Source organism: Sphingobacterium sp. R2 (genome assembly GCF_040760075.1).
In the GTDB taxonomy this organism is placed as follows: Bacteria; Bacteroidota; Bacteroidia; order Sphingobacteriales; family Sphingobacteriaceae; genus Sphingobacterium.
In genome coordinates this window covers 2,045,847-2,065,661 of record NZ_CP142884.1, presented here as the reverse complement: position 1 = coordinate 2,065,661, position 19,815 = coordinate 2,045,847, and the positions used below count along the sequence as shown (strand labels likewise).

Here is a 19,815-nt window from a genome sequence, read left to right as displayed (position 1 = left end):
CTTAACATGATGAAGCATCTGATCAAAATAACTTTTCTGCTTATTCTATTATCCCATCAGGTTGCAGACGCCAGTGAACGCCTTAAAGTAGCCATTGCAGGGCTCAACCACGACCATGTATTCTTGCTCCTAAATTTATATAAGGATAAGCAAGTGGATATTATCGGTATTGCTGAACCGAATCAAACCTTATCAAACAAAATACGAACGCAGTATAATTTACCTGACGCAATCTTCTATCATGACTTACCCAGCTTATTGAAACAAGTCACACCGGATGCAGTACTGGCCTACAATCCAACCAATGAGCATATCGACGTCGCGGAGACCTGTCTCCCACTCAAAATCCCAGTAATGGTAGAGAAGCCTCTTGCGACCACTCTTTCTGACGCAAAACGGATCTCACATTTATCCAAACAGTTCGAAACACCTTTTTTGGTAAACTACGAAACGACCTGGTATAAAAGCAATCAGATATTGAAGCAATTGGTGGATAACGGTGAAGTTGGACAAATCACACGTATGCTTGTAAAAGACGGGCACGAAGGTCCAAAGGAAATTGGATGCAGCGATTACTTTCTGGATTGGCTCACTGATCCGAAAAAAAATGGCGGCGGTGCAATCATGGATTTTGGCTGTTATGGCGCCAATCTGATGACCTGGCTCAAAAAGGGAGAAAGGCCAATTTCAGTGACAGCCTTTACACAACAGCTCAAACCTGAGGTTTATCCAAAAGTCGATGACAACGCTACCATCATACTAAGCTACCGTGACGGCAGCACGGGTATTATTCAAGCTTCCTGGGCCTGGCCATACAGTGTGAAGGATCTGCAGGTTTTTGGCACAAAAGCTCAGCTCTACGCCAAAAATGACAAAGAACTTCTAAAATACAAACAGCAGAATGGTCCACCTACACCTGTATCGACTGCGATCCCATATTTTGAGCATCATATTGCCTATCTTGAACAGGTTCTGAAAGATGCCGTGCCACCAGTAAACGATCTCGGATCAATCAATAATAATGTCATCGTAGTTGAGATTCTGGAAGCTGCAAAACAATCGGCTAAAGAAGGAAAGACCATCGTTCTAAACTAAGCAAGGTCAGTAGATAGCTAATCTACCGACCTTGTGTGTACTATTCGATTAATAACCTGGGTTTTGGTACATGCGTGTCGGATCCAGTTTATATTCATCAAAAGGAATTGGATAGTATCGATCTTTTGTCGAGATATTGGAGATTTTAGCATTTCCATAATCAGCCTGGCTTTTGGTCTTGAAATAAGTCACCAGTTCCTGTGCAGTATAATTACGGATCAAATCAAACCAACGTTGGTTTTCAAATGCCAATTCTACACGGCGTTCATGCAAGATGGCCTCTTTTAAGGTTGGATATTTACTACGGTAGCTCGTATTCAGCATAGCCGTTGCATAAGATGGCAATCCCGCACGTTCACGTACCTGATCCAAAAGCGCGATAGCTTCCGCATCTTTACCCAAGTGATGTTTTGCTTCTGCCAACAACAACATCACATCGGCGTAACGGATCAATATCCAGTCGTTTCCACCCCAACCATTGGTACCGGCAGCGTCACTGTTATCTCTAAATTTGGTTACAAACCAATCGTTAACCTGTGTATTCGCTGCAAACTTTACCGAGAAGCCTTTTCGGATATCGTCTTGCTCGTAATCTTTGACCAGATCTAGTTTTGCTACCTCACCAGCACCTGTAGCGTTATAGCGTGAATTGATGGTCTCCCCCCGCGCCTGGTAATTACGGGCAATACTCGAGCTATAGTTTTGGTCACCTTGTTTGTACTGAATCTGAAAAACAAGTTCTTTACAACTATTTTTCTTGGTCACATCGAAAACATCGGCATAAGGAATTTCGTTTAGTTTACCAAAAGTACGCATTTGGTAAGCCGCATTGAGGTATTGTTCTGCCTTCGCAAAATTTTCTGCACTCCCCGATGTTTGTGTCGCACCCAAAGTGAGGTATACTTGTCCCAAGATTGCATTAATGGCCGCTTTAGACGCTCTGCCAATAACGTAATCTTTTTGTGTATTGGGAAGGTTGCTGGACAATGCCTCCGTTAAATCCTTAATGATTTGTTCGTACACAACTGATTCTTTCTGACGAAAAGCCAATTCATTTGCTTGTTCTTTACTGGTCACCTGTACCGTAGACAATGGTATATCTCCAAATTTACGTACCATATGGAAATATAATAATGCACGAACGAATTTCGCTTCCGCAATATAACGTCCTTTTAATTCCGCACTTGTAAAGGTCACCTCATCAACGTGCGAGAGAACAGCATTACAGCGACTGATTGCGGCGTACATAGCCGACCAATGTGTCTTGAGGTAGGTATTGCTCGGCAGCAACGAAAAGTCATTGAATTGGAAAGGCTCCCCGGCATTGGACTGATTATCATTACGTCCACTATTGTCCGAACGTTCCTCATTATACAAAGTACTCGACTCCCCAAGTGTGCTCCCCGAACGAAGGGACTGGTAGAGCCCATTGATGGCCAAAAGCACATCATTCTCTGATTTGAAATAATCATCGATTGTGACAGCATTGGGATTTTTCTGATTCAAGAAATCTTTGGTACATGAAGACAATGCCAACAAAACAAAGGGTAATATATATCTTTTTTTCATCCTGTTATTTTTTTATTTTTTACCAGTCCATATAACCCAAGGGTGCTCATAGGACTGCATATTACTATACTGAAGCTATTGACATAGGTTTTTGCTTAATATTTCCGCTGTACAAATAGCTCCTACATACTGCTATTAAAAAGTGACTTTCACGCCAAGGTTATACGACCGCACCAATGGATAAAGCCCATAATCCACACCCGGAGTCAAATTACCACGCTGATTGTAATCCGGTTCTGGATTGTAGCCTTTGTATTTAGAAATCGTAAATGGATTGTCTACAGTAGCGTAGACCCTTAGCCCAGAAAGCGTTAATTTTTCTGCCAGACCTTTGGGAAGATTGTAGCCTAAAGCAATATTTGTCATCCGCAAGAATGAACCGTCCTGCAGATAAAAATCAGAAAGACGGGTACTGTTACTTTGCGTACCGCCACGCGATGCCCGGTATACTTTACCATTTCCCGGATTTTGCGCTGAACGGTAGCGTTGTGCCACATCGGCATATTGATTGCCAGAGCCTTCCATATTGTAGAGGTAATAATCATAGCCATCCAATACTTTATTTCCTTGGGAGCCATTAAATGATGCCCTTAGATCAAAAGCCTTATAGCGCGCATTAAGAGCAAAGCCATAGGTGAAGTTAGGATGCGGATTGCCGATCACCCGTTTATCGGCATCATTGACGATACCATTACCATCTACATCTTCAAAATAAAGATCTCCGGGTTGTAGCGGAGTTGTTGAAGCCGCTGAAGGTGCCACAGTTTTATAATTCTCTTCAGTTGCAACACCAAGAACTTTAAAGCCGTAGAACATACCAATTGGGCTTCCTTCTTGCGTAATATGCGTTAAGTAAGAGCGTTCAGCACCATTTGTCAATATTGTAGAAGCCCCACCAAGATCGAGCACTTTATTTCTGTTGACATTGATATTCCCGCTCAATCCGAGCTCAAATTCATTTTTACGAATCAGCGTAGCATCCACCTGTAAATCAAAACCTTTATTCTGCACCTTCGAATTAGGGAGATTGGTTAAGATCGTTGTTGATCCAGACACAGCAGAAAGTGGTTGGTTGAATAATAAATTGAAGGAACGGCTCAGGTAGAAATTGGTCATAATGTTGAGGCGGCCTTTCAACAAACCGAGATCGAGACCAGCGTTGTATTGCGAGGTTGATTCCCAGCCTAATTTTGGATCGAGCAGATCACCTGCTGTATAGGAAGTCTCCACTTTATCGCCAAGGATTACACCCGCCGGCGAGTTGATAACGGATAACGCGCGATAATCACCAATATTATTATTTCCACTACGTCCCCAGCTCGCTCTTAGTTTGACCGTTGACTGTTGTCCTAACCAATCGGTATAAAACTCCTCCTTGGAGAGCGTCCAACCACCTGAAACCGACGGGAAGGTTCCCCATTTATTATTTGGCCCGAAGCGCGATGAACCATCGGTACGGATGGAAGCTGAAAGGAAATACTTCGAATCAAAGCTATAGTTTACGCGGCTAAAATAAGACTGGAGCGTTGTGATGCGTTTGAACGTATCGTCTTTTAGCAATTGGAAATTAGAAGGATCGGCTCCCTTGTCGGTAATTTCTCCTATAGCATTGTTATTAAAACCGTTGGCTCTCACACCTTGATAATCGTAATCTGTTCGTTGAGCCGAATAACCTAACAATGCGGATACCTGGTGCTTCCCACCAAAGGTCTTGTTGTAGTTTAACGTTGTTTCCAGCAATTTGTCCAATTCATTTTTTGTCTTGGCATCTGCATAAGCAGCAGAAATGGCCTGCGGTGAAAACGGTTTGTTGTTTCCATCGGATATACTTGTCGGACGGAAATAATCATACTTCTCGTCATAAGTAGACAATCCACCGTTTACTTTGAGATTTAGACCATCCATAATGGAGAAATCAGCAAAAGCATTGTATAAACCTCGCTTTCCACGACGGTTATTTTTAATCTCAGTGACATAAGCCAAGGGGTTTTCAGGGTTCTGGATACCATAATTATTGGCAGAAAGATCGGCCATCAGGTATTTGGCATAGGTTCCATCTTCATTATAAACTGGCAGTGTCGGCAGATAGATTAGAGCTGCCATAGACGGACTTCTATCGTAACGGCCTGTCGTCACCTCGTTATTGTCGTTATACGTAAAGGATACATTAGCGCCAACGGTCAACCTCTTGCTGACTTTGCTATCGATATTGGCGCGGAAATTAAAGACTTTCTGATCCGTCCCAAGCATGATACCCTGCTGATTTTGATAAGATCCACTTAGGAAATAGCGATTTTTTTCGTTACCGCCATAGGTAGAGAGATTGTGACGTTGGAAAGGTGCATTACGGTATAAAGCATCCTGCCAATCGGTATCGTATTTCGCTTTTTTTGCTGTACCAGACGCAAAGTCATAGTAATCTTCAGGAATACTTACTGAGCCGGCATTTCCGACATTGGCAATACGTGTTTTATTATCATCAAAGCGTCTACTGTCGCTCCAGGCGATCCCTTTCGTAGCCAGAAGGTCTTTATAGGAATTGTTACGACCATCAATCAGGAGATCAATAAACTGCTCTGAATTTAAAACATCGATTTTCTTGGAAAGCTGACCAAAGCCACCCAATACTTCGTAGTCTACATTACTTTTACCTTCCTTACCACGCTTGGTTGTAATCAATACAACACCGCCCGCGCCTCGCGAACCATAGATGGCTGCAGAAGCAGCATCCTTTAGCACATCAATAGACTCAATATCATTGGGGTTGATATTTAAATTGTTGCCTGCTGGATAACCATCAATAACATATAGTGGATCCGAACCAGCGTTAATCGATCCCATTCCGCGGACACGCATTTTGGTGCCATCGTATGGGGCACCACTTGTCTGCATGACTTGTACACCTGCTACTTTACCAACCAATGCCTGGGATAATTTTGGTGCGCTCAAATTAAGTTCCTCGGCCTTAACGCTAGCGATCGCGCCAGTGACGTCCGACTTTCTGATCCGCTGATATCCGATAGAGATGGTCACCTCTTCCAGTGTGTTTTCATCGGTCTGTAGGGAAAATATCTGCCCATTGGATTGACTGACAGTTTGCACGAGTCTGCTATACCCAATAAAAGAAACACTCAGATTATCGCCCATTTCAGCTTCGATCTGAAAATTTCCTTTTTCGTCAGACTGAACAGATTTTTTACTCTTCAAATTTTGGACGGTTGCTCCAGCGACAGCACGTCCTTGGGCGTCGACGACACGACCTTTTACGATTCTTTGTACATGCGTAAATTGCGATGGGGTTAGTGTGAGCGGTTTGGCTTGAACAGCGGGTGAGCTTGCTGCGATGGCACATAACAACCAAAAGACATTGTTGGCTTTAAATTTCATAAGTAGCGCATTTGATTTATGGGTACAAGATTACAAATGCTATATGAAGGCAGGGTCAATAAAACGTTAACAGTTTTTAACTAAACCGGGTTAGCAAGCTATGAAAACTTAACAAAAGGATAACAAAAAGCCTAAGATTTATTCCTAAGCTTCCTGCTAACAAAGCTATAAATCAATAGAATCAGAAGATATAAAGTAGCAGAAAAAAGAATATTGCCGATCAATTTTAGAGGTTCAAATTCATGGTATCCAACGTGCTCATTAAGATCTGGGCTATAACCGCTTCCTTCCCTATAAAATATCCAGGGAAATCCTACCGTTAAATTACCATCGACGTACAGTTCATTGCGATAGAAACAAACTGTCAAAATAGCAAAAACACCAATAGTACCAATAAGCACTTTGAATAATGCTGGCACTATTGATGTTTTACGTTGTTCAGGTTTTGCGTGCATGCTACAATATAGCAATTCATTTTGATTGCATGTTATAATCACTATAGGTACCTTACCATTGACTAGCTAGGTCTACACATTTTGATGTATTTTACAAGGTTGATCAAATTTAACATAAAATTATACTGTATCCTTACCTTCATCTTCTTTCATAATACTATGAATACGATCCTCTAAAACTCTTTTATGCCAAGCATCTAATAGCGATCTTGTTTTCCCGACAGGGTCTCCCTCGTTTGTATCCATCATTTTCACCCACTCTTCTGCAAATTCCCCATATTCAACGATACTATTTTCGGACTGCGTATATTGGATCAAATATTCCATCGCAAATACATTAGCCCAACGGTCGGGGTGTATTGGATCGCACATATACTCAGCAATGTCGATTTTATCAATAAATTCCTGTACAACTTCTTCCGGTGTGAAATTGAACAGGTCGCAAAATTGTTTAAATGCTGGTGTTAATTTAATATTTTCTAATGTTTTCATATTTATTCATTTAAAAAGTGATCAATGGCTTCATCCATATCGTACCTGTCTAACCACTTTGATGCAAGTCCTCCTTTATAAAAAGACAAGTAGCTTTCCACAATTCATTTATAACTCAAACTCTTCATCTTTGGATTCCAAAATACGATCGAGCCAGGCCTCATACAGCGCTATTCTTTTATCGAGGTCGCGATAAAAAAAATAGCGCTTATTGAGTTCCTGTAAATCCATGATAAATCGTTTAAAAAAAGGCGTATGGCGATATTCCCAATCAATAAGATTTCCATAACCATCGTGGACACGATGAATAAGTCCCAAAACTGGATTATAGGTAGCTTTATCCAGGTGCATTGCTGCTAAAAATTCAGCTGTAGAGACCTGTTGCATCATGGTGTTGATATAGTGCGATGGATGAATACAATTTATTATGCAAGTCAGCAGAAAATCCTTGCTCAATTTAAAGGATATGTTTTCGTTTAAATAGATGCGGTCTTTAAGCCGCACTTTAGTAGCAAAGAGGTCATAGATCTGTGCAGTGATTTTACGGCCTTTATTTCTGCGCTCGCCCGTGCTATAATTTCTATTGATTGCCAATTTTACCTGACGTCGCAATAATTTCACCGCCATTTCCTTTTCGTTCTTTTCGAATTTAATTTTTAAAGGATTATCGCCTTTAGGAATTTTATCGTTGATATAACGTACGGCTCTAGTGGCAATATTATAGCTTGACTTATCTGTAAAATTTTGATCTATAAAAGAGCAATGATCTAGAAACAATTGAATAAAAGCTGGTGCAGCGATGCCAAAAAGCTCGCATATCAAGCGAAAATTTCGCGGTACCTCTAAAGGTACTCCAGTAATATCTTCCATATTTTTTTATTTATGTTCAATATAGCGGAAGCCAAAACTTTTGGCTTTAGTTTTACGCAGCGGTGCGCTTCCTTTCTTTCCTACGAAAACCTCAAGTTTCCGCATCAAGCTTTTCACGCGGATATTTTCTTCGAGGTATTTTTCCGTATAGCGCCAAATTTCCAGCGGCGTTCTGTATTTCTTAAAATAATCTTTTTGGATAAGCTTATCCAAAAGGAGTTCCACGGCCATGCAATCGCTTGTATACTGTTCAGCTTGTGCTGAATATTCGGGGCTGATTTCTTCCATTAACTGGAAAAAAGTTATGGTTTCTACGGCATTGATAAAATATTCCATTTGGTAGTAGCGGATACCTTTTTCTTCCCAAATCGAGAGTTCAAACGGATAGCTGATTTTATTATCCAATTTACTGATTTCTAATTTCCTACGGTTGAAAACCCAATTCAGGTGGACCATAACTTCAAGATTTCCAGCCGGTATTTTGAGTTCTTCCACTTCCTTAACATAAGTCTCCTTTTGTCCCATTAAGAAAGCCATTTCTTCGCGAGTAAAACCGCAGCTGATCCGATTTAATATCAGGAGATAAATAATACCCGCATAGTACATGGAAAATTCTGCGCGAAATCTTTCTCTTTCAGTATCATTAATTAAATGATGCATACTCCCCCTTTCGATTTCTCACGACCAATCCATTTTGCTGGATCAGTACATACAGCACATTTTTCAAATGCCATGGATAAATCTGGAGATTAACTAGCACCGTTTCCTCAACTTTCCGAAACAATTGCCAATGAGCTGTGCCACCAGCTACAAACTCCACCTTCGATAGTCCAACAATATTTTGTTGTACATGCAATCCAGTATAAGTATATCCAAGCTGAAAATCTTGTGTACGCATCATTCCTTCAAAAGATGCTGTTTGTGTAGATACTTTTTTGATCATCATAGTGTACAGTTGGTTATTCAAATAATTTAAGCAACTCTTCTTTACTGATCGATTTCATCAGATTTGTTTCATCTAAAATCAGTCCTTCGGATATTCGTTTTTTACTTTCTTGAAGGGCTAAGATGTGCTCCTCAACGGAATCCCGACAAACAATCTTATAAGCCATCACATGCTTTTCTTGCCCTATTCGATAACAACGATCTATCGCCTGTGCTTCGGCAGCAGGATTCCACCAGGGGTCTAAAATATAGACATAGTCGGCAGCCGTTAGATTTAAGCCGGTTCCTCCCGCTTTAAGGCTAATGAGAAACACACGGCATTCGTCCTCGTTCTGAAATCTTTCGACCGCATTTTGCCGTTGCTCCTGATTCATTTTGCCATCAAGGTAGGTATATGCTATTCCTTTCGTTTCGATACGCTTAGCCACAAGTTTAAGCATGGAAGTATACGACGAAAAGATTAGCATCTTATGATTTGGAGCTACTTCATCCATGATCTCATCAATAAAATCCAATTTAATAGATTCATGACCGAAGCCGCCATCTTTCATCAGAATAGGCGAGTTGCAAAGCTGTCGTAGTTTTTGCAGCGCCTCGATCGCTAAAAATTTGGATTTCGTGGAATCAGCGCTATTCAGATTATTTTCAATCTCTCCCTTAAATATTTTCCGGACCTTATCGTAAATTTTCCTTTGATCGGGAAGCATATCCATATAGATAATTGTTTCGGTCTTTTCAGGAAGGTCCAAAGCAACCTGTTTTTTTGTACGCCGAAGAATAAAAGGTTGGATCATCTTTTGGAGGCCGAGGACAGTTTCTTGCGCTGTATTTTCATCTTTGATCCCCCGATAGGTGTTATTAAAATTACCATAAGTTCCAAAAAAACCCGGGTTGACCATACTCATTTGTGCATAGATATCCTCCACGCCATTTTCAATAGGTGTTCCTGTCATCGCTATTCGATAGCAAGATTTTAGCTCAGTAAGCGCTTTAAATCTTTTTGAATTACGATTTTTTATCACCTGCGACTCATCTAAAATCATGTAACTAAAGGACTGGGATTTAAGAAAATCAAGCTCCATCATAACTGTTCCATAGGTCGTAATCAAGATGGATTCGTTCTCTATTTCCGTGATTTCCCTCCTTTTTTGTCCATGATAAATAGTTGTCCGACGATTTGGGGAAAATTTCTTAAATTCTGCCAGCCAATTGAATAGCAGAGAATTGGGTACAATAATAATTGAGGGGGCTGCCTTTGGATTATTTTGATAGAAATATTCCAAAAGCGTTATTGCCTGTAAGGTTTTCCCTAATCCCATATCATCAGCCAAGATACCGCCCCATTGAAAATCGCTTAAGAATACCATCCAGCTAAATCCGGCCTGTTGGTACGGGCGCAGCTCTGCCTGGATCTCTTTCGGAACATCCAACAGGGCTATTTCATCCGTATTTAATAATTTCTTTCGACGTTCAGCTAGGCTATTTTGAATAATACGAGGATCAATTCGATCCAGCTGTGTTTGGAAAGATAGCAATTGGGCTGAAGTGAGTTTAAGACAGTCGGTTTCAACCACCGCATAATTAAACAGTACATCAAATAATGCTTTATCTGAAGCTTTGATATATCCGAAAGATTGATCCGCCAATTGAATGCTACTGTAGTTGTATACGATCTTTTCTTCAAACTCTCCCGGTAAATAGGTCGTTGTTCCAAATTTGAAAATCATGTAAATGGAAAATACATTATTGTCCTGACGAATATCCAATACTTCCCATTTCAGTTGGTGCGGCAGCAGATAAGTTCCCTTTGAAATATTGTTCAGTATAGTTTTGTACCCCTTGCTCTTACATTTTTTTATAAATTCATTCAGTCTATTTCTGTTGCTATACGCCTGCCATTCCAAGCGCTTTACCATCCTATTGCTGCAACTTTTCAAATTTGGAAACTGTGTTTCAATAAAGGTATTAAACTCATTCTCGCCAACAAGATCTCGCTCAGTATATAGGCAGGTTCCATTTTCCGATTTTAAAATCAAGTTTCCTCCATATGGAATTATATATTCTTCCTTTTCACTCAGCATAGCTTTCAATTCGAAATTTAATTTATCGTCGTCGTCTTTCTCCACCACAACCTTAAATTGAGACACTTGATGAGCGGTATTAGAAATAAAAACTGTATCCTTTTTTAAAGGTTCAAGGTCTATATGAAAGGATGTTGACAATGGAATCAACATACGCGTAAAGAAGTCTTCATAGTCTCTCTTTAACACCGTGATTTTAGTGGAAATACTGTGAAAGAAACGTAATAGAAACTCCTTTTGTAGATTATCAACAAAAAGACACTCATCTTCATTTAGATTGATAAAGAAGAAATTGGACCGACATTCGGATGTATAGTCTTTCAACTCCTCTCCTTTGTAGACAAGAATTAACGATAGAAGCAGGTGATCGCTATATTCTTTCAAATGAAATTTCAGGCTAAGATCATCGCCCGCCAAAATCACATTCCGATAAGTTGTACGATATTTGGCTGGATATTTAAAGTTTTCGATTGTGGTTTTAAAATTATTCCTATCGACAAAGGCAACACGTAATCTTTGATCCAATTTTCTTTCCAAAAGTTTACGCCAAGCACTGATAATAAAATCCTTCTCCACATGATCAAAGTCATTTCGTAAGTCATCTTGTTCCCGATCCCTTATTTGTCTCTGTGGACTTTTGGAAAAGGCTAAAATCTTACGACATAAATCGATTTTTAACACATCACTATCAGCAAAATTCGTCAACCCATTACCCAATTCTCCTAAATAATTTATCTTACTGTCTATTTCAAAAGGTATTAAAAAGGGCAGTCCGTCCACCTGACGCTCTGTAGGAATAACATACATAAAATCCGGAAAAGGCTCCTCAGTCTGTCCCAGCCATCGGTTTTCAGATGCTGCAACTAGCAATTCCGATTCAAGCTCCTGGTGGTCGAAATAATTATATACCTGACCAAACTGCTTATGGTTTTCAATACAAACCTTATCATTGCGGTAATATAGTCTAGAAATACCCAATTGAAAGAACTTATGCTGACTTTCGGGCAGGATGGCAATATCTTTTGCATATAAATCATGTAAGAATTTATTACTGAGTAAAAACTTACGATAAAGCCCAATAATTACATAATCACACGGACCATCATGACGCTTTTTACAATCACACTTAACCTTCAATCCGACTTCTTTGATCTCTAGATCGATTTTGAGATATTTGTTTTTATAATTTCCTTTTCTTCTTAGAGAAAATGGCCATTTAAACTTGTTGACTTTGATTATCCTAACGCTGTAACTGTAAAGGCTGAAATCTTCCAGTGGTATTTCTCCTTTATAGTGCTTAAGAAAGTAGTCTGATGAAATATAAAGATCCTCTTGGTCTTCCCAAGGAATAATAAAGCTATTCTTCTCTTTGTCAGGTATAATCGGAGCAACATCTGTTGGTAGCCCCAGATTTTCAACACTATTTCCCATAAATTCTTCTTTATTGCTTACTGCACCTAACCTCTGATTTTAGCTCCATATACCGTATGCTCTGATCACAGAGATCGACAAAGAAATCTGTAATTTCTTTCGCTTTCGATCTGAAATATTCGATATCAAGACGGGCCAGTTCCGGGGAAGCTCGTAGACCCTGCCTTTCATCTGTTTTAATAACTCTGCATTCAATATTTCTTCTACATCACCTCTGGCTGTAAAAAATTCCTTGACTTTTTTATCACAGATGCAAGTCCAATCCACCAGATCCGCCATAGTTACGTACATCGGTGCATAACCGATCCGTAGATAGAGATAACTGTAAAGGCCGATAGAGGTCAGCTGATTTAAAAATAACACGGCCAATTGCGGACTCGAAAGACCATCAAATGCAAAAACATCAACAAGATCTTGCATGAGTTTTGAATTCCGAGTCCATGAAATCGAAGTCTTAGATATGGTACTCTGCCAATCGACAGGCACAACCGAATAAGTTGGTTTATAACGCGGATGCCGGTAGAGGACAACGGATTCATTCCATATGGTATGGGAGAACCGGCTGCCTTGGCTTAATTTTGTCTCCAAGAAGTCGGTATTCAAAAAAGCTACAACTGCAGTAACTTGACCATAAGCGACTTTTCGAAAATGACAGTGACCCAATTTCTTTTTTATCACAACAAGGTAGATCTCGGCATTTCCATTGTCCTGCTGCGGAAAATCAAACAACCCCTTTCCATGGGCATCGCTGACATAGTAATTGAGCAACATGATTTGCTCGGGATTATTTTCCTGACAGAGCTGACGCAACAACTCCTGTATATCGCCTTGATACCGTGCTGGCCAGGGGAAACTATGAAAGTCTGCACCAACGTTGACTTGCTCCTGTCCCTTCTTTTTGGCCAACTTGCTCTTTTCCAGTTCTGCTTGAGCGGAGGCTTCTGCTTTCACAAGCACATCGTATTCAGCCTTTAAGGCATCTGTAAAGTAGCGGAACAACTTTTCTATCCCAGCCTGTAATACGATGCAATGATCATATAGTTGCGAAGCATCGACAGCCGAAATATCCAGATCTCTGTTTTGATTAACCGCATTAAAAGAATTATCCAATAATGCAAAACGCATCTTATCTTCGTCTGTCTCTCCCATAAAGACAGATTTGAACGTCTGGAAATGGGTATGCAGATTCCGAATCCGACTGTCAAGACTATGTACATTATTGCCCTTGCCATCCACCATTACCTGAAGCAGTTTCAAATGACTTTCCAAACTTTGGTGAACCATAAATAATGCGCGGGGATAATTAGCGATTTCTGCAAATGTTTGTGCTCCCTGTAAAAACTCCGCGGATACAGCAATCGTCTTTTCATAATACCTTTCCGAGAGATCCAATATGCCACGTATTTCCTTCCCTTTACTAAGGATAGAACTGCTTCGCGAACAACCAAAAATCTCATGCTGAGGCAAGACTGCATAACAATAAAATAAGCTTCCAAGCTTTATTTTATTCTTTAATTCTGGCGCAAAAATCAATTCAAATGAAATGTTCTCCTGATCGATCAAGCACAACTCCACAATCGGTTTTAGCACTTTGTGCGAAAGCCCACTCACGGGTTTAAGCGCTAAAACTAAATGATAGGATTCCTTATCGAGAAATTGATATTTAACGAAAAAGGCACGATCGAGATCCATACGCTGAGAAAGCCTATCAATAATTAATCGGCTATTAATTTCCATACTAAATGATTTAAGGTTAAACAATTAGCGCAACAAAAACTCCCAACAGATCAAACTGTTACAGATCATTATTGCAAATAATCAATACTTAATTTGTAAAAAAAATAGTATAATATCCAAGGGGACTACATAGGGTTCAACACGTTTTAATATACAGACGTTCGCCCCCTGGCTTTTTAGGAAATACCAGCACCACAATCAAAAATGTATCGAAACTTTCATTTCATGAAAGAGTGATGAGCTACCGCTGGTAATTTGATAGCTAAACACGTTGTAATTCTATTATAAGAAAAACAATAACGATACAAACATATAGTTTATATATACAACTATATGAATTAACAGGTTCATTACAAAATATTTTTTTGAAATAATTCATCAAGATTTACAATACCCCTGTAAATACAAATATTGATAAAACCTATAAATTCACGAATTGCAAATAGGAAGAACTGCTTTTGAAGCCTTTTTAAAGGAACACTATTTTAATAGCTGTTGCCACGGAAAAGAATGTAAAGAGTAAGAAAGGTCCAATTTCAAGAGAAATATCCAACACTCATTTTAATAACAGACGACATATATGCTTTAAGATTTATTAACCTTAAAGGAATACTGAGTTATTAGCTTTGTCCAACTAAAACTGATTTTGTGAGCGAATTATTAATAGCATCATTGAAGCAGGGTGATCACTTTGCCATGGAACAGATTTTTAATCTGTATTGGGAAGCCATATTTGATGCAGCTTTTAAGAAAATAGGTGACGAAAATATCGCTCAGGACATTACCCAGGAAATCTTCATTTCGCTGTGGGAAAATCGCGGACAGGTCATCATATCTGGCGGTTTGGCAGCCTACCTACATGGCGCAGTAAAATTTAAAGTAATCAACCATTTTCGGAGTACAACGGTTAAAGATGTTCATAAAGCCGAATTAGCTACTTTAATGAACCAGCAATATGCAGATTCAGCGGACGACCTGCTCATCCTTAAAGATGCACAGCAAAAAGTTGAAGAAGCTTTAACACAACTTCCCGAACGTATGCGACTGGTTGTCACCATGAGCCGAAAGCAAGAAAAATCGATCAAAGAAATTGCCAGCGAGCTGGATGTCTCCGTACAAACTGTCAAGAACCAAATTACCTCGGCGATGAAACTGCTCAAAAAAAGCCTTTCTTAACCCCTTCTCCCATTTTATCTGCGTGTTAACGATAAATTAATATACTCCTAACATTTCTCGCTAGTACCATTTCCCATTTGAAGTGACATGTATTCAAATGATGGAAGAAAATGCAAAGCAGCTACTGCAAAAATATTTAAATGGAGAGGCCAGCGCCGCCGAGATTAAACAAGTCGAAGATTGGTACGCCCAACTGGATAATGCAGTCAAAAAAATCCCACAGCAACGCAAAGCAGCACTGCGCGAACAATTATTGACCAATATCCAATCCAGTATTTCGGAAAAGGAAAGTAAACGACCTTCCCTGCTATATTCACCTGTATTCAAAATAGCGGCCGCTATTTTAATGATTTCTTCCATAGGACTTCTTTATTGGAAAGTAAATAATCAACCTATCGCACCATCTGCGCAGATCGTCACCACAACCCTTGCAGGTGAACATAAAAAGATTGTATTGGCAGATGGTTCGGAAATTATTATGGAACCATCTTCAAAAATCAGCTATCCAAGTAAATTCAAGGGAAATATCCGCGAAATAGCACTTACTGAAGGGGAAGCCTTCTTTGCTATTGCCCACGACGAACAACACCCATTTCAGGTGCAGCTTGCATCCAAGCTAGCGGTTAAAGTATTGGGTACCTCCTTTCGGATAAAAGCTTATCAGGCTTCCGACCAAGTCGAAGTCACCGTCGCTACCGGTAAGGTGGCAGTACAGCAACAAGATAAAATATTAGGTATATTAACCAAAAACCAAAGTCTACGTTACAGCAAAGAAACCGCACAATCTTCGCGTAGTATAGTAGAAAATAATACAGCTGTCGCCATAGCATTTGATGGAACAAACCTCCAAGAGGTGGCAAAAAAACTGGAATATATCTACAACATTGAAATTATCTTAAAAGATACATCGCTTAGGTCTCTCAAAACAACAGCCACATTCAATAGCACACAAAATCCAGCAGAAATACTGGATATCATATGCAGCCTACATCACCTTAAGTACAGCACGATTGAAAAGGATAAAGTATTTAAAATCCACAAATAATGTCTAAAAATTTACCTAAAACATCTTAGTCACCATGCGCAATTCATTACCTAATCATTACAAAAAAATGAAAACACCTGCATTCAAAAGAGAATTCTCTTTTTATCGGATCATGAAGTATCCCTGCATCGCATTTTCGATTACTTCGGTATTCTGCAGTTCACTAATGGCCTCACCCGGTATGGCCCAACGTTTGGACAAAAGCAGTGTAAACATCAACATAAGCAAGGGCGAGAAAATCGATTTGATTCTTCACAAAATCGAAAGTCTTTCGGGCCTTCATTTTGTTTACAATCCCGATCTATTGCAAAAACGGAACACAGTTTTAAGCGGTAGCTTTAAAACCGAGCCTGTTCGTTCCCTCTTGAATAAACTTGGAATCAATGCGGTAGAAAAGGAGGACTATGTAATTTTGAACACCCAAACAAACATCAAGGCAGACCGCATCGTGACAGGTTTTGTAAGAGATACACTGGGAGCTGCCATCGCAGGTGTATCTGTAAAAGTAGTGGGTACGCAGGTAGGAACCACAACAGATATAAAAGGTGCATTTCGAATCGAGGCTGCACCGCAAGCTGTACTTTCTTTTTCGATGGTCGGATTCCATTCCAAGGAAGTCGTAGTCGGCGAAAACGAGGTCATTAATGTTACACTAAGTGAAGAACGTTCGACCTTATCCGAAGTTGTTGTCGTAGGCTATGGAACGCAGAAAAAAGAGACGTTAACAGGTGCTGTCAGCTTGGTATCACTTGACAAATTATCGTCTAGATCTGTCAACAGTGTTGGCGAAGTATTGGCCGGTAAATCGCCAGGCGTTATTGTTACGAATGAAGGTGGCGATCCGACATCGCCCCCACGTATCAATATTCGGGGTGCCGGTGGTATCAATGGTGAAAGTGTACTCTATGTTATTGATGGTTCGATCTTCTTAGGTACTCCACAATTAAATCCCAACGACATTGAGTCTATTTCCGTATTAAAGGATGCATCGGCAGCGATCTATGGTGCCAGAGCTTCTGGTGGTGTGGTATTGATCACCACGAAAAAAGGAAAAAAAGGACAGATGCAAGTTAGCGTTGATGCCAAGTTAGGCCAACAAAGTGCATGGCGAAAATTACAGCCTTTGAACGCCGAACAACGTGCCGAGGTCGCTGCAACAGCTGCAAAAAATGGTGGGACGACCATCTTACCAGCTTTCGATCCGGCGAAATACCCAGAAGGTTTAGTGACCAAAACAAACTGGATGGATGAGGTATTTAGAAACGCGATATTGCAAGATTACAATGGCGCAATTAATGGCGGAAATGAAAAATCTAATTTTTACCTAAGTTTCAATTACCGCAAAGCAGAAGGTATTGTACTCAATACGAAAACGCAGCGTTACAACTTCAGGATAAACTCAGAGCATCAAGTTACACCATGGTTAAAAATAGGTGAAAATCTTTCCTATAGCAGTACCAATGGAAATGGCGCTAATACAAGCAGCGACTATACAGGAGCGCTATTGTCGGCCATTTATTATCCAACCAATGGAACACCTTATAATGCCGATGGTAGTTTTGCTGGTCTACCGGGTCCATTCCCTGGCGATTACGGTGATATCATTAATCCTGTTGCCGAACTGATGCGCATCGACATCAACAATCCGGTCAATGTGCTGGTTGTGAATCCATACGCCAACATCCAATTGGCAAAAGGCTTAACTTTTAGATCCAACTTAAGCATTACAAAATCGAACATTAGATATAAAAGCTTTACACCAAAACGTCCTGAAATAGGTAAACCCGTTTTGAGCAATAGTCTGGTGGAAAGAGCGAATGACGCAAATGATATCCTTGCCGAACAAGTCCTAAATTATAAAACCAAATTTGACCATCATCAACTTGATTTGACCGGAGGTTATAGTTTTCAAAAAACCAAAAGTAGTTATTTGAATGCTTCAGGAACCGGCTTTGACGACGAATCCAAGCAATACAGATACCTGAATAACGCGAACACAATACAACCGTCGGAAAGTGGTTATGGAGCCACAGCACTTTCGTCTCTTTTCTTACGGGCAAACTATAATTACAATGAAAAATACTTACTATCCTTAATTGGTCGAAGAGATGCTTCATCCATCATTCCATTAAAAGAGAATAGAGCGCGCTACTATTATTCAACATCTGCCGGATGGGCTCTACACAAAGAAGATTTCTTGAAATCTGTAGAATGGTTAAACGAGCTTAAAATAAGAGCAAGTTACGGTAAATTGGGTGGTCTAGCCAACCTAAACCCACTGGATGTTAACCCTCTTCTTATTCGCGCCGATGCCTATTTCGGTGAAAACCCAAAATTACAAAATGGATATGCTCAGAATGTATTACCCAATATGGATATGCGATGGGCTGAAAGTAAACAAACAAATATAGGTTTAGATCTTGGAATTTTGAACGGATTGAGCTTGGTAGCAGATTATTTTGTCAAAGAAACCAATAAGATGATCTTAACCAAACCTCTTCCGGGAACAGCGGGTTTGAGCACACAAACGATTAACGGTGGTATAGTAAAAGATAAAGGTATTGAACTAGGACTAACGTATAGTAGTGCTAAAAATAAAGATTTTTCGTACTCAATTAATGCAACCCTAACCAAATTGACCAACAACGTTCAAGAATTGGCCCCTGGATTGAACAATATCGCAGTAGGTACTAATTTTAGAAATGAGCTAGCTCCGTTGACAATTACTGTTGGCCAACCTCTTTACAGTTACTACGTATTAAAGACCGATGGTATCTTCCAGAGTCAGGCAGAAGCTGATAACTACAAAAATACCAATGGACAAAAAATTCAACCCAATGCAAAAGCGGGCGATTTCAAATTTGTAGACATCGATGGGAATGGTTCGATCGGACCTGAAGATCGCTACTACGCCGGAAGTGCTTATCCTGATTTTTCTTACGGTCTGAGCTTCAATGCGAATTACAAAAACGTTGATCTCAATATTTTTGCACAAGGTGTACAAGGAAACAAATTGTTTAATGCCATCAAAAGAACAACCTACAGCGCGAGCGGTCCTTCGTACAACAAATTAGTAGGAATCCTCGATGCATGGTCACCAGAAAACCCGAATGGGAAAGTGCCTATTATCTCAAGCTCAGACGCCAACGGAAACTTTAATGCATCAGATTTCTATATCGAAGATGGTTCTTTCCTTCGTATCCGAAATGTCACATTAGGGTATACACTTCCAAAATCTTTGACTGACAGATATAAACTTGGAAACGTGAGAGTCTATGCGACTACGAACAACTTATTTACGTTTACAAAATACACTGGTTTTGATCCGGAAATTGGTATGGATAACAATGGACTTGATGTCGGACGCTACCCACAAGCCCAAAGCTTTATTTTCGGTCTAAACGTCAATTTTTAATCTTAGCAGAATGCCAATGGGATCTAAACGAAGGTGACCTCATTCAAGTATTATTGAGTTTAAGATCTTATCGATTATTAAAACGAGAAAAATAAAAAGGATGAAACCGAAAAATAA

Annotated in this window: 13 protein-coding genes; 4 read left to right on the top strand and 9 right to left on the bottom strand. The window is 39.9% G+C overall.

What is annotated here, in order from left to right:
* Positions 1-6 precede the first annotated feature (6 nt).
* Positions 7-1,095 carry a Gfo/Idh/MocA family protein gene (locus tag VXM68_RS08630; protein ID WP_367211016.1) on the top strand — a complete coding sequence of 363 codons (1,089 nt, stop codon included), beginning with the start codon at positions 7-9 and terminating at the stop codon, positions 1,093-1,095.
* Between the two features lie 48 nt (positions 1,096-1,143).
* On the opposite strand, the gene VXM68_RS08625 is transcribed toward VXM68_RS08630, so the two are convergent.
* The 9 genes from VXM68_RS08625 to VXM68_RS08585 all read right to left on the bottom strand — a co-directional run bounded on the left by VXM68_RS08625 (position 1,144) and on the right by VXM68_RS08585 (position 14,062).
* On the bottom strand, positions 1,144-2,664 hold the full coding sequence (locus tag VXM68_RS08625; protein WP_367211014.1) for a RagB/SusD family nutrient uptake outer membrane protein: 1,521 nt from the start codon (positions 2,662-2,664) through the stop codon (positions 1,144-1,146).
* Between the two features lie 135 nt (positions 2,665-2,799).
* Positions 2,800-6,051, bottom strand: coding sequence for a SusC/RagA family TonB-linked outer membrane protein (locus VXM68_RS08620; protein ID WP_367211013.1), 3,252 nt, complete (start codon positions 6,049-6,051; stop codon positions 2,800-2,802).
* Positions 6,052-6,182: 131 nt separating this feature from the next.
* Positions 6,183-6,506 (bottom strand): hypothetical protein, encoded by a 324-nt coding sequence (locus VXM68_RS08615; RefSeq protein ID WP_367211012.1) that lies wholly within the window; start codon positions 6,504-6,506, stop codon positions 6,183-6,185.
* Positions 6,507-6,626: 120 nt separating this feature from the next.
* Complete coding sequence (locus tag VXM68_RS08610) at positions 6,627-6,998, bottom strand: hypothetical protein (RefSeq protein WP_294183920.1); 372 nt, start codon at positions 6,996-6,998, stop codon at positions 6,627-6,629.
* A gap of 108 nt (positions 6,999-7,106) precedes the next feature.
* On the bottom strand, positions 7,107-7,868 hold the full coding sequence (locus tag VXM68_RS08605) for a hypothetical protein (protein ID WP_367211011.1): 762 nt from the start codon (positions 7,866-7,868) through the stop codon (positions 7,107-7,109).
* Between the two features lie 6 nt (positions 7,869-7,874).
* A complete protein-coding gene (locus tag VXM68_RS08600) occupies positions 7,875-8,528 on the bottom strand; it encodes a hypothetical protein (RefSeq protein WP_367211010.1) in 654 nt (217 codons plus the stop codon).
* On the bottom strand, positions 8,512-8,814 hold the full coding sequence (locus VXM68_RS08595; protein WP_312364318.1) for a hypothetical protein: 303 nt from the start codon (positions 8,812-8,814) through the stop codon (positions 8,512-8,514). The genes VXM68_RS08600 and VXM68_RS08595 overlap by 17 nt, the downstream gene beginning before the upstream one ends.
* A gap of 13 nt (positions 8,815-8,827) precedes the next feature.
* Positions 8,828-12,325 (bottom strand): DEAD/DEAH box helicase, encoded by a 3,498-nt coding sequence (locus tag VXM68_RS08590; protein ID WP_367211009.1) that lies wholly within the window; start codon positions 12,323-12,325, stop codon positions 8,828-8,830.
* A gap of 39 nt (positions 12,326-12,364) precedes the next feature.
* Entirely contained in the window at positions 12,365-14,062 is a 1,698-nt protein-coding gene (locus tag VXM68_RS08585) for a hypothetical protein (protein WP_367211008.1), read from the bottom strand.
* Between the two features lie 648 nt (positions 14,063-14,710).
* On the opposite strand from VXM68_RS08585, the gene VXM68_RS08580 reads away from it, so the two are divergent.
* The 3 genes from VXM68_RS08580 to VXM68_RS08570 all read left to right on the top strand — a co-directional run bounded on the left by VXM68_RS08580 (position 14,711) and on the right by VXM68_RS08570 (position 19,698).
* Positions 14,711-15,238, top strand: coding sequence for an RNA polymerase sigma-70 factor (locus tag VXM68_RS08580; RefSeq protein ID WP_367211007.1), 528 nt, complete (start codon positions 14,711-14,713; stop codon positions 15,236-15,238).
* A 97-nt stretch (positions 15,239-15,335) separates the two neighbouring features.
* Entirely contained in the window at positions 15,336-16,283 is a 948-nt protein-coding gene (locus tag VXM68_RS08575; RefSeq protein ID WP_367211006.1) for a FecR family protein, read from the top strand.
* A 67-nt stretch (positions 16,284-16,350) separates the two neighbouring features.
* Complete coding sequence (locus VXM68_RS08570; protein WP_367211005.1) at positions 16,351-19,698, top strand: SusC/RagA family TonB-linked outer membrane protein; 3,348 nt, start codon at positions 16,351-16,353, stop codon at positions 19,696-19,698.
* The last annotated feature ends 117 nt before the right edge of the window (positions 19,699-19,815 follow it).

What these genes read in the sequence shown, in the direction of transcription:
- VXM68_RS08620 (WP_367211013.1), bottom strand. Translation starts at nt 6,051, where the DNA reads ATGAAATTTAAAGCCAACAATGTCTTTTGGTTGTTATGTGCCATCGCA.
- VXM68_RS08585 (WP_367211008.1), bottom strand. Translation starts at nt 14,062, where the DNA reads ATGGAAATTAATAGCCGATTAATTATTGATAGGCTTTCTCAGCGTATG.
- VXM68_RS08570 (WP_367211005.1), top strand. Translation starts at nt 16,351, where the DNA reads ATGAAAACACCTGCATTCAAAAGAGAATTCTCTTTTTATCGGATCATG.
- VXM68_RS08590 (WP_367211009.1), bottom strand. Translation starts at nt 12,325, where the DNA reads ATGGGAAATAGTGTTGAAAATCTGGGGCTACCAACAGATGTTGCTCCG.
- VXM68_RS08605 (WP_367211011.1), bottom strand. Translation starts at nt 7,868, where the DNA reads ATGGAAGATATTACTGGAGTACCTTTAGAGGTACCGCGAAATTTTCGC.
- VXM68_RS08630 (WP_367211016.1), top strand. Translation starts at nt 7, where the DNA reads ATGATGAAGCATCTGATCAAAATAACTTTTCTGCTTATTCTATTATCC.
- VXM68_RS08575 (WP_367211006.1), top strand. Translation starts at nt 15,336, where the DNA reads ATGATGGAAGAAAATGCAAAGCAGCTACTGCAAAAATATTTAAATGGA.
- VXM68_RS08615 (WP_367211012.1), bottom strand. Translation starts at nt 6,506, where the DNA reads ATGCACGCAAAACCTGAACAACGTAAAACATCAATAGTGCCAGCATTA.
- VXM68_RS08625 (WP_367211014.1), bottom strand. Translation starts at nt 2,664, where the DNA reads ATGAAAAAAAGATATATATTACCCTTTGTTTTGTTGGCATTGTCTTCA.
- VXM68_RS08600 (WP_367211010.1), bottom strand. Translation starts at nt 8,528, where the DNA reads ATGCATCATTTAATTAATGATACTGAAAGAGAAAGATTTCGCGCAGAA.
- VXM68_RS08595 (WP_312364318.1), bottom strand. Translation starts at nt 8,814, where the DNA reads ATGATGATCAAAAAAGTATCTACACAAACAGCATCTTTTGAAGGAATG.
- VXM68_RS08610 (WP_294183920.1), bottom strand. Translation starts at nt 6,998, where the DNA reads ATGAAAACATTAGAAAATATTAAATTAACACCAGCATTTAAACAATTT.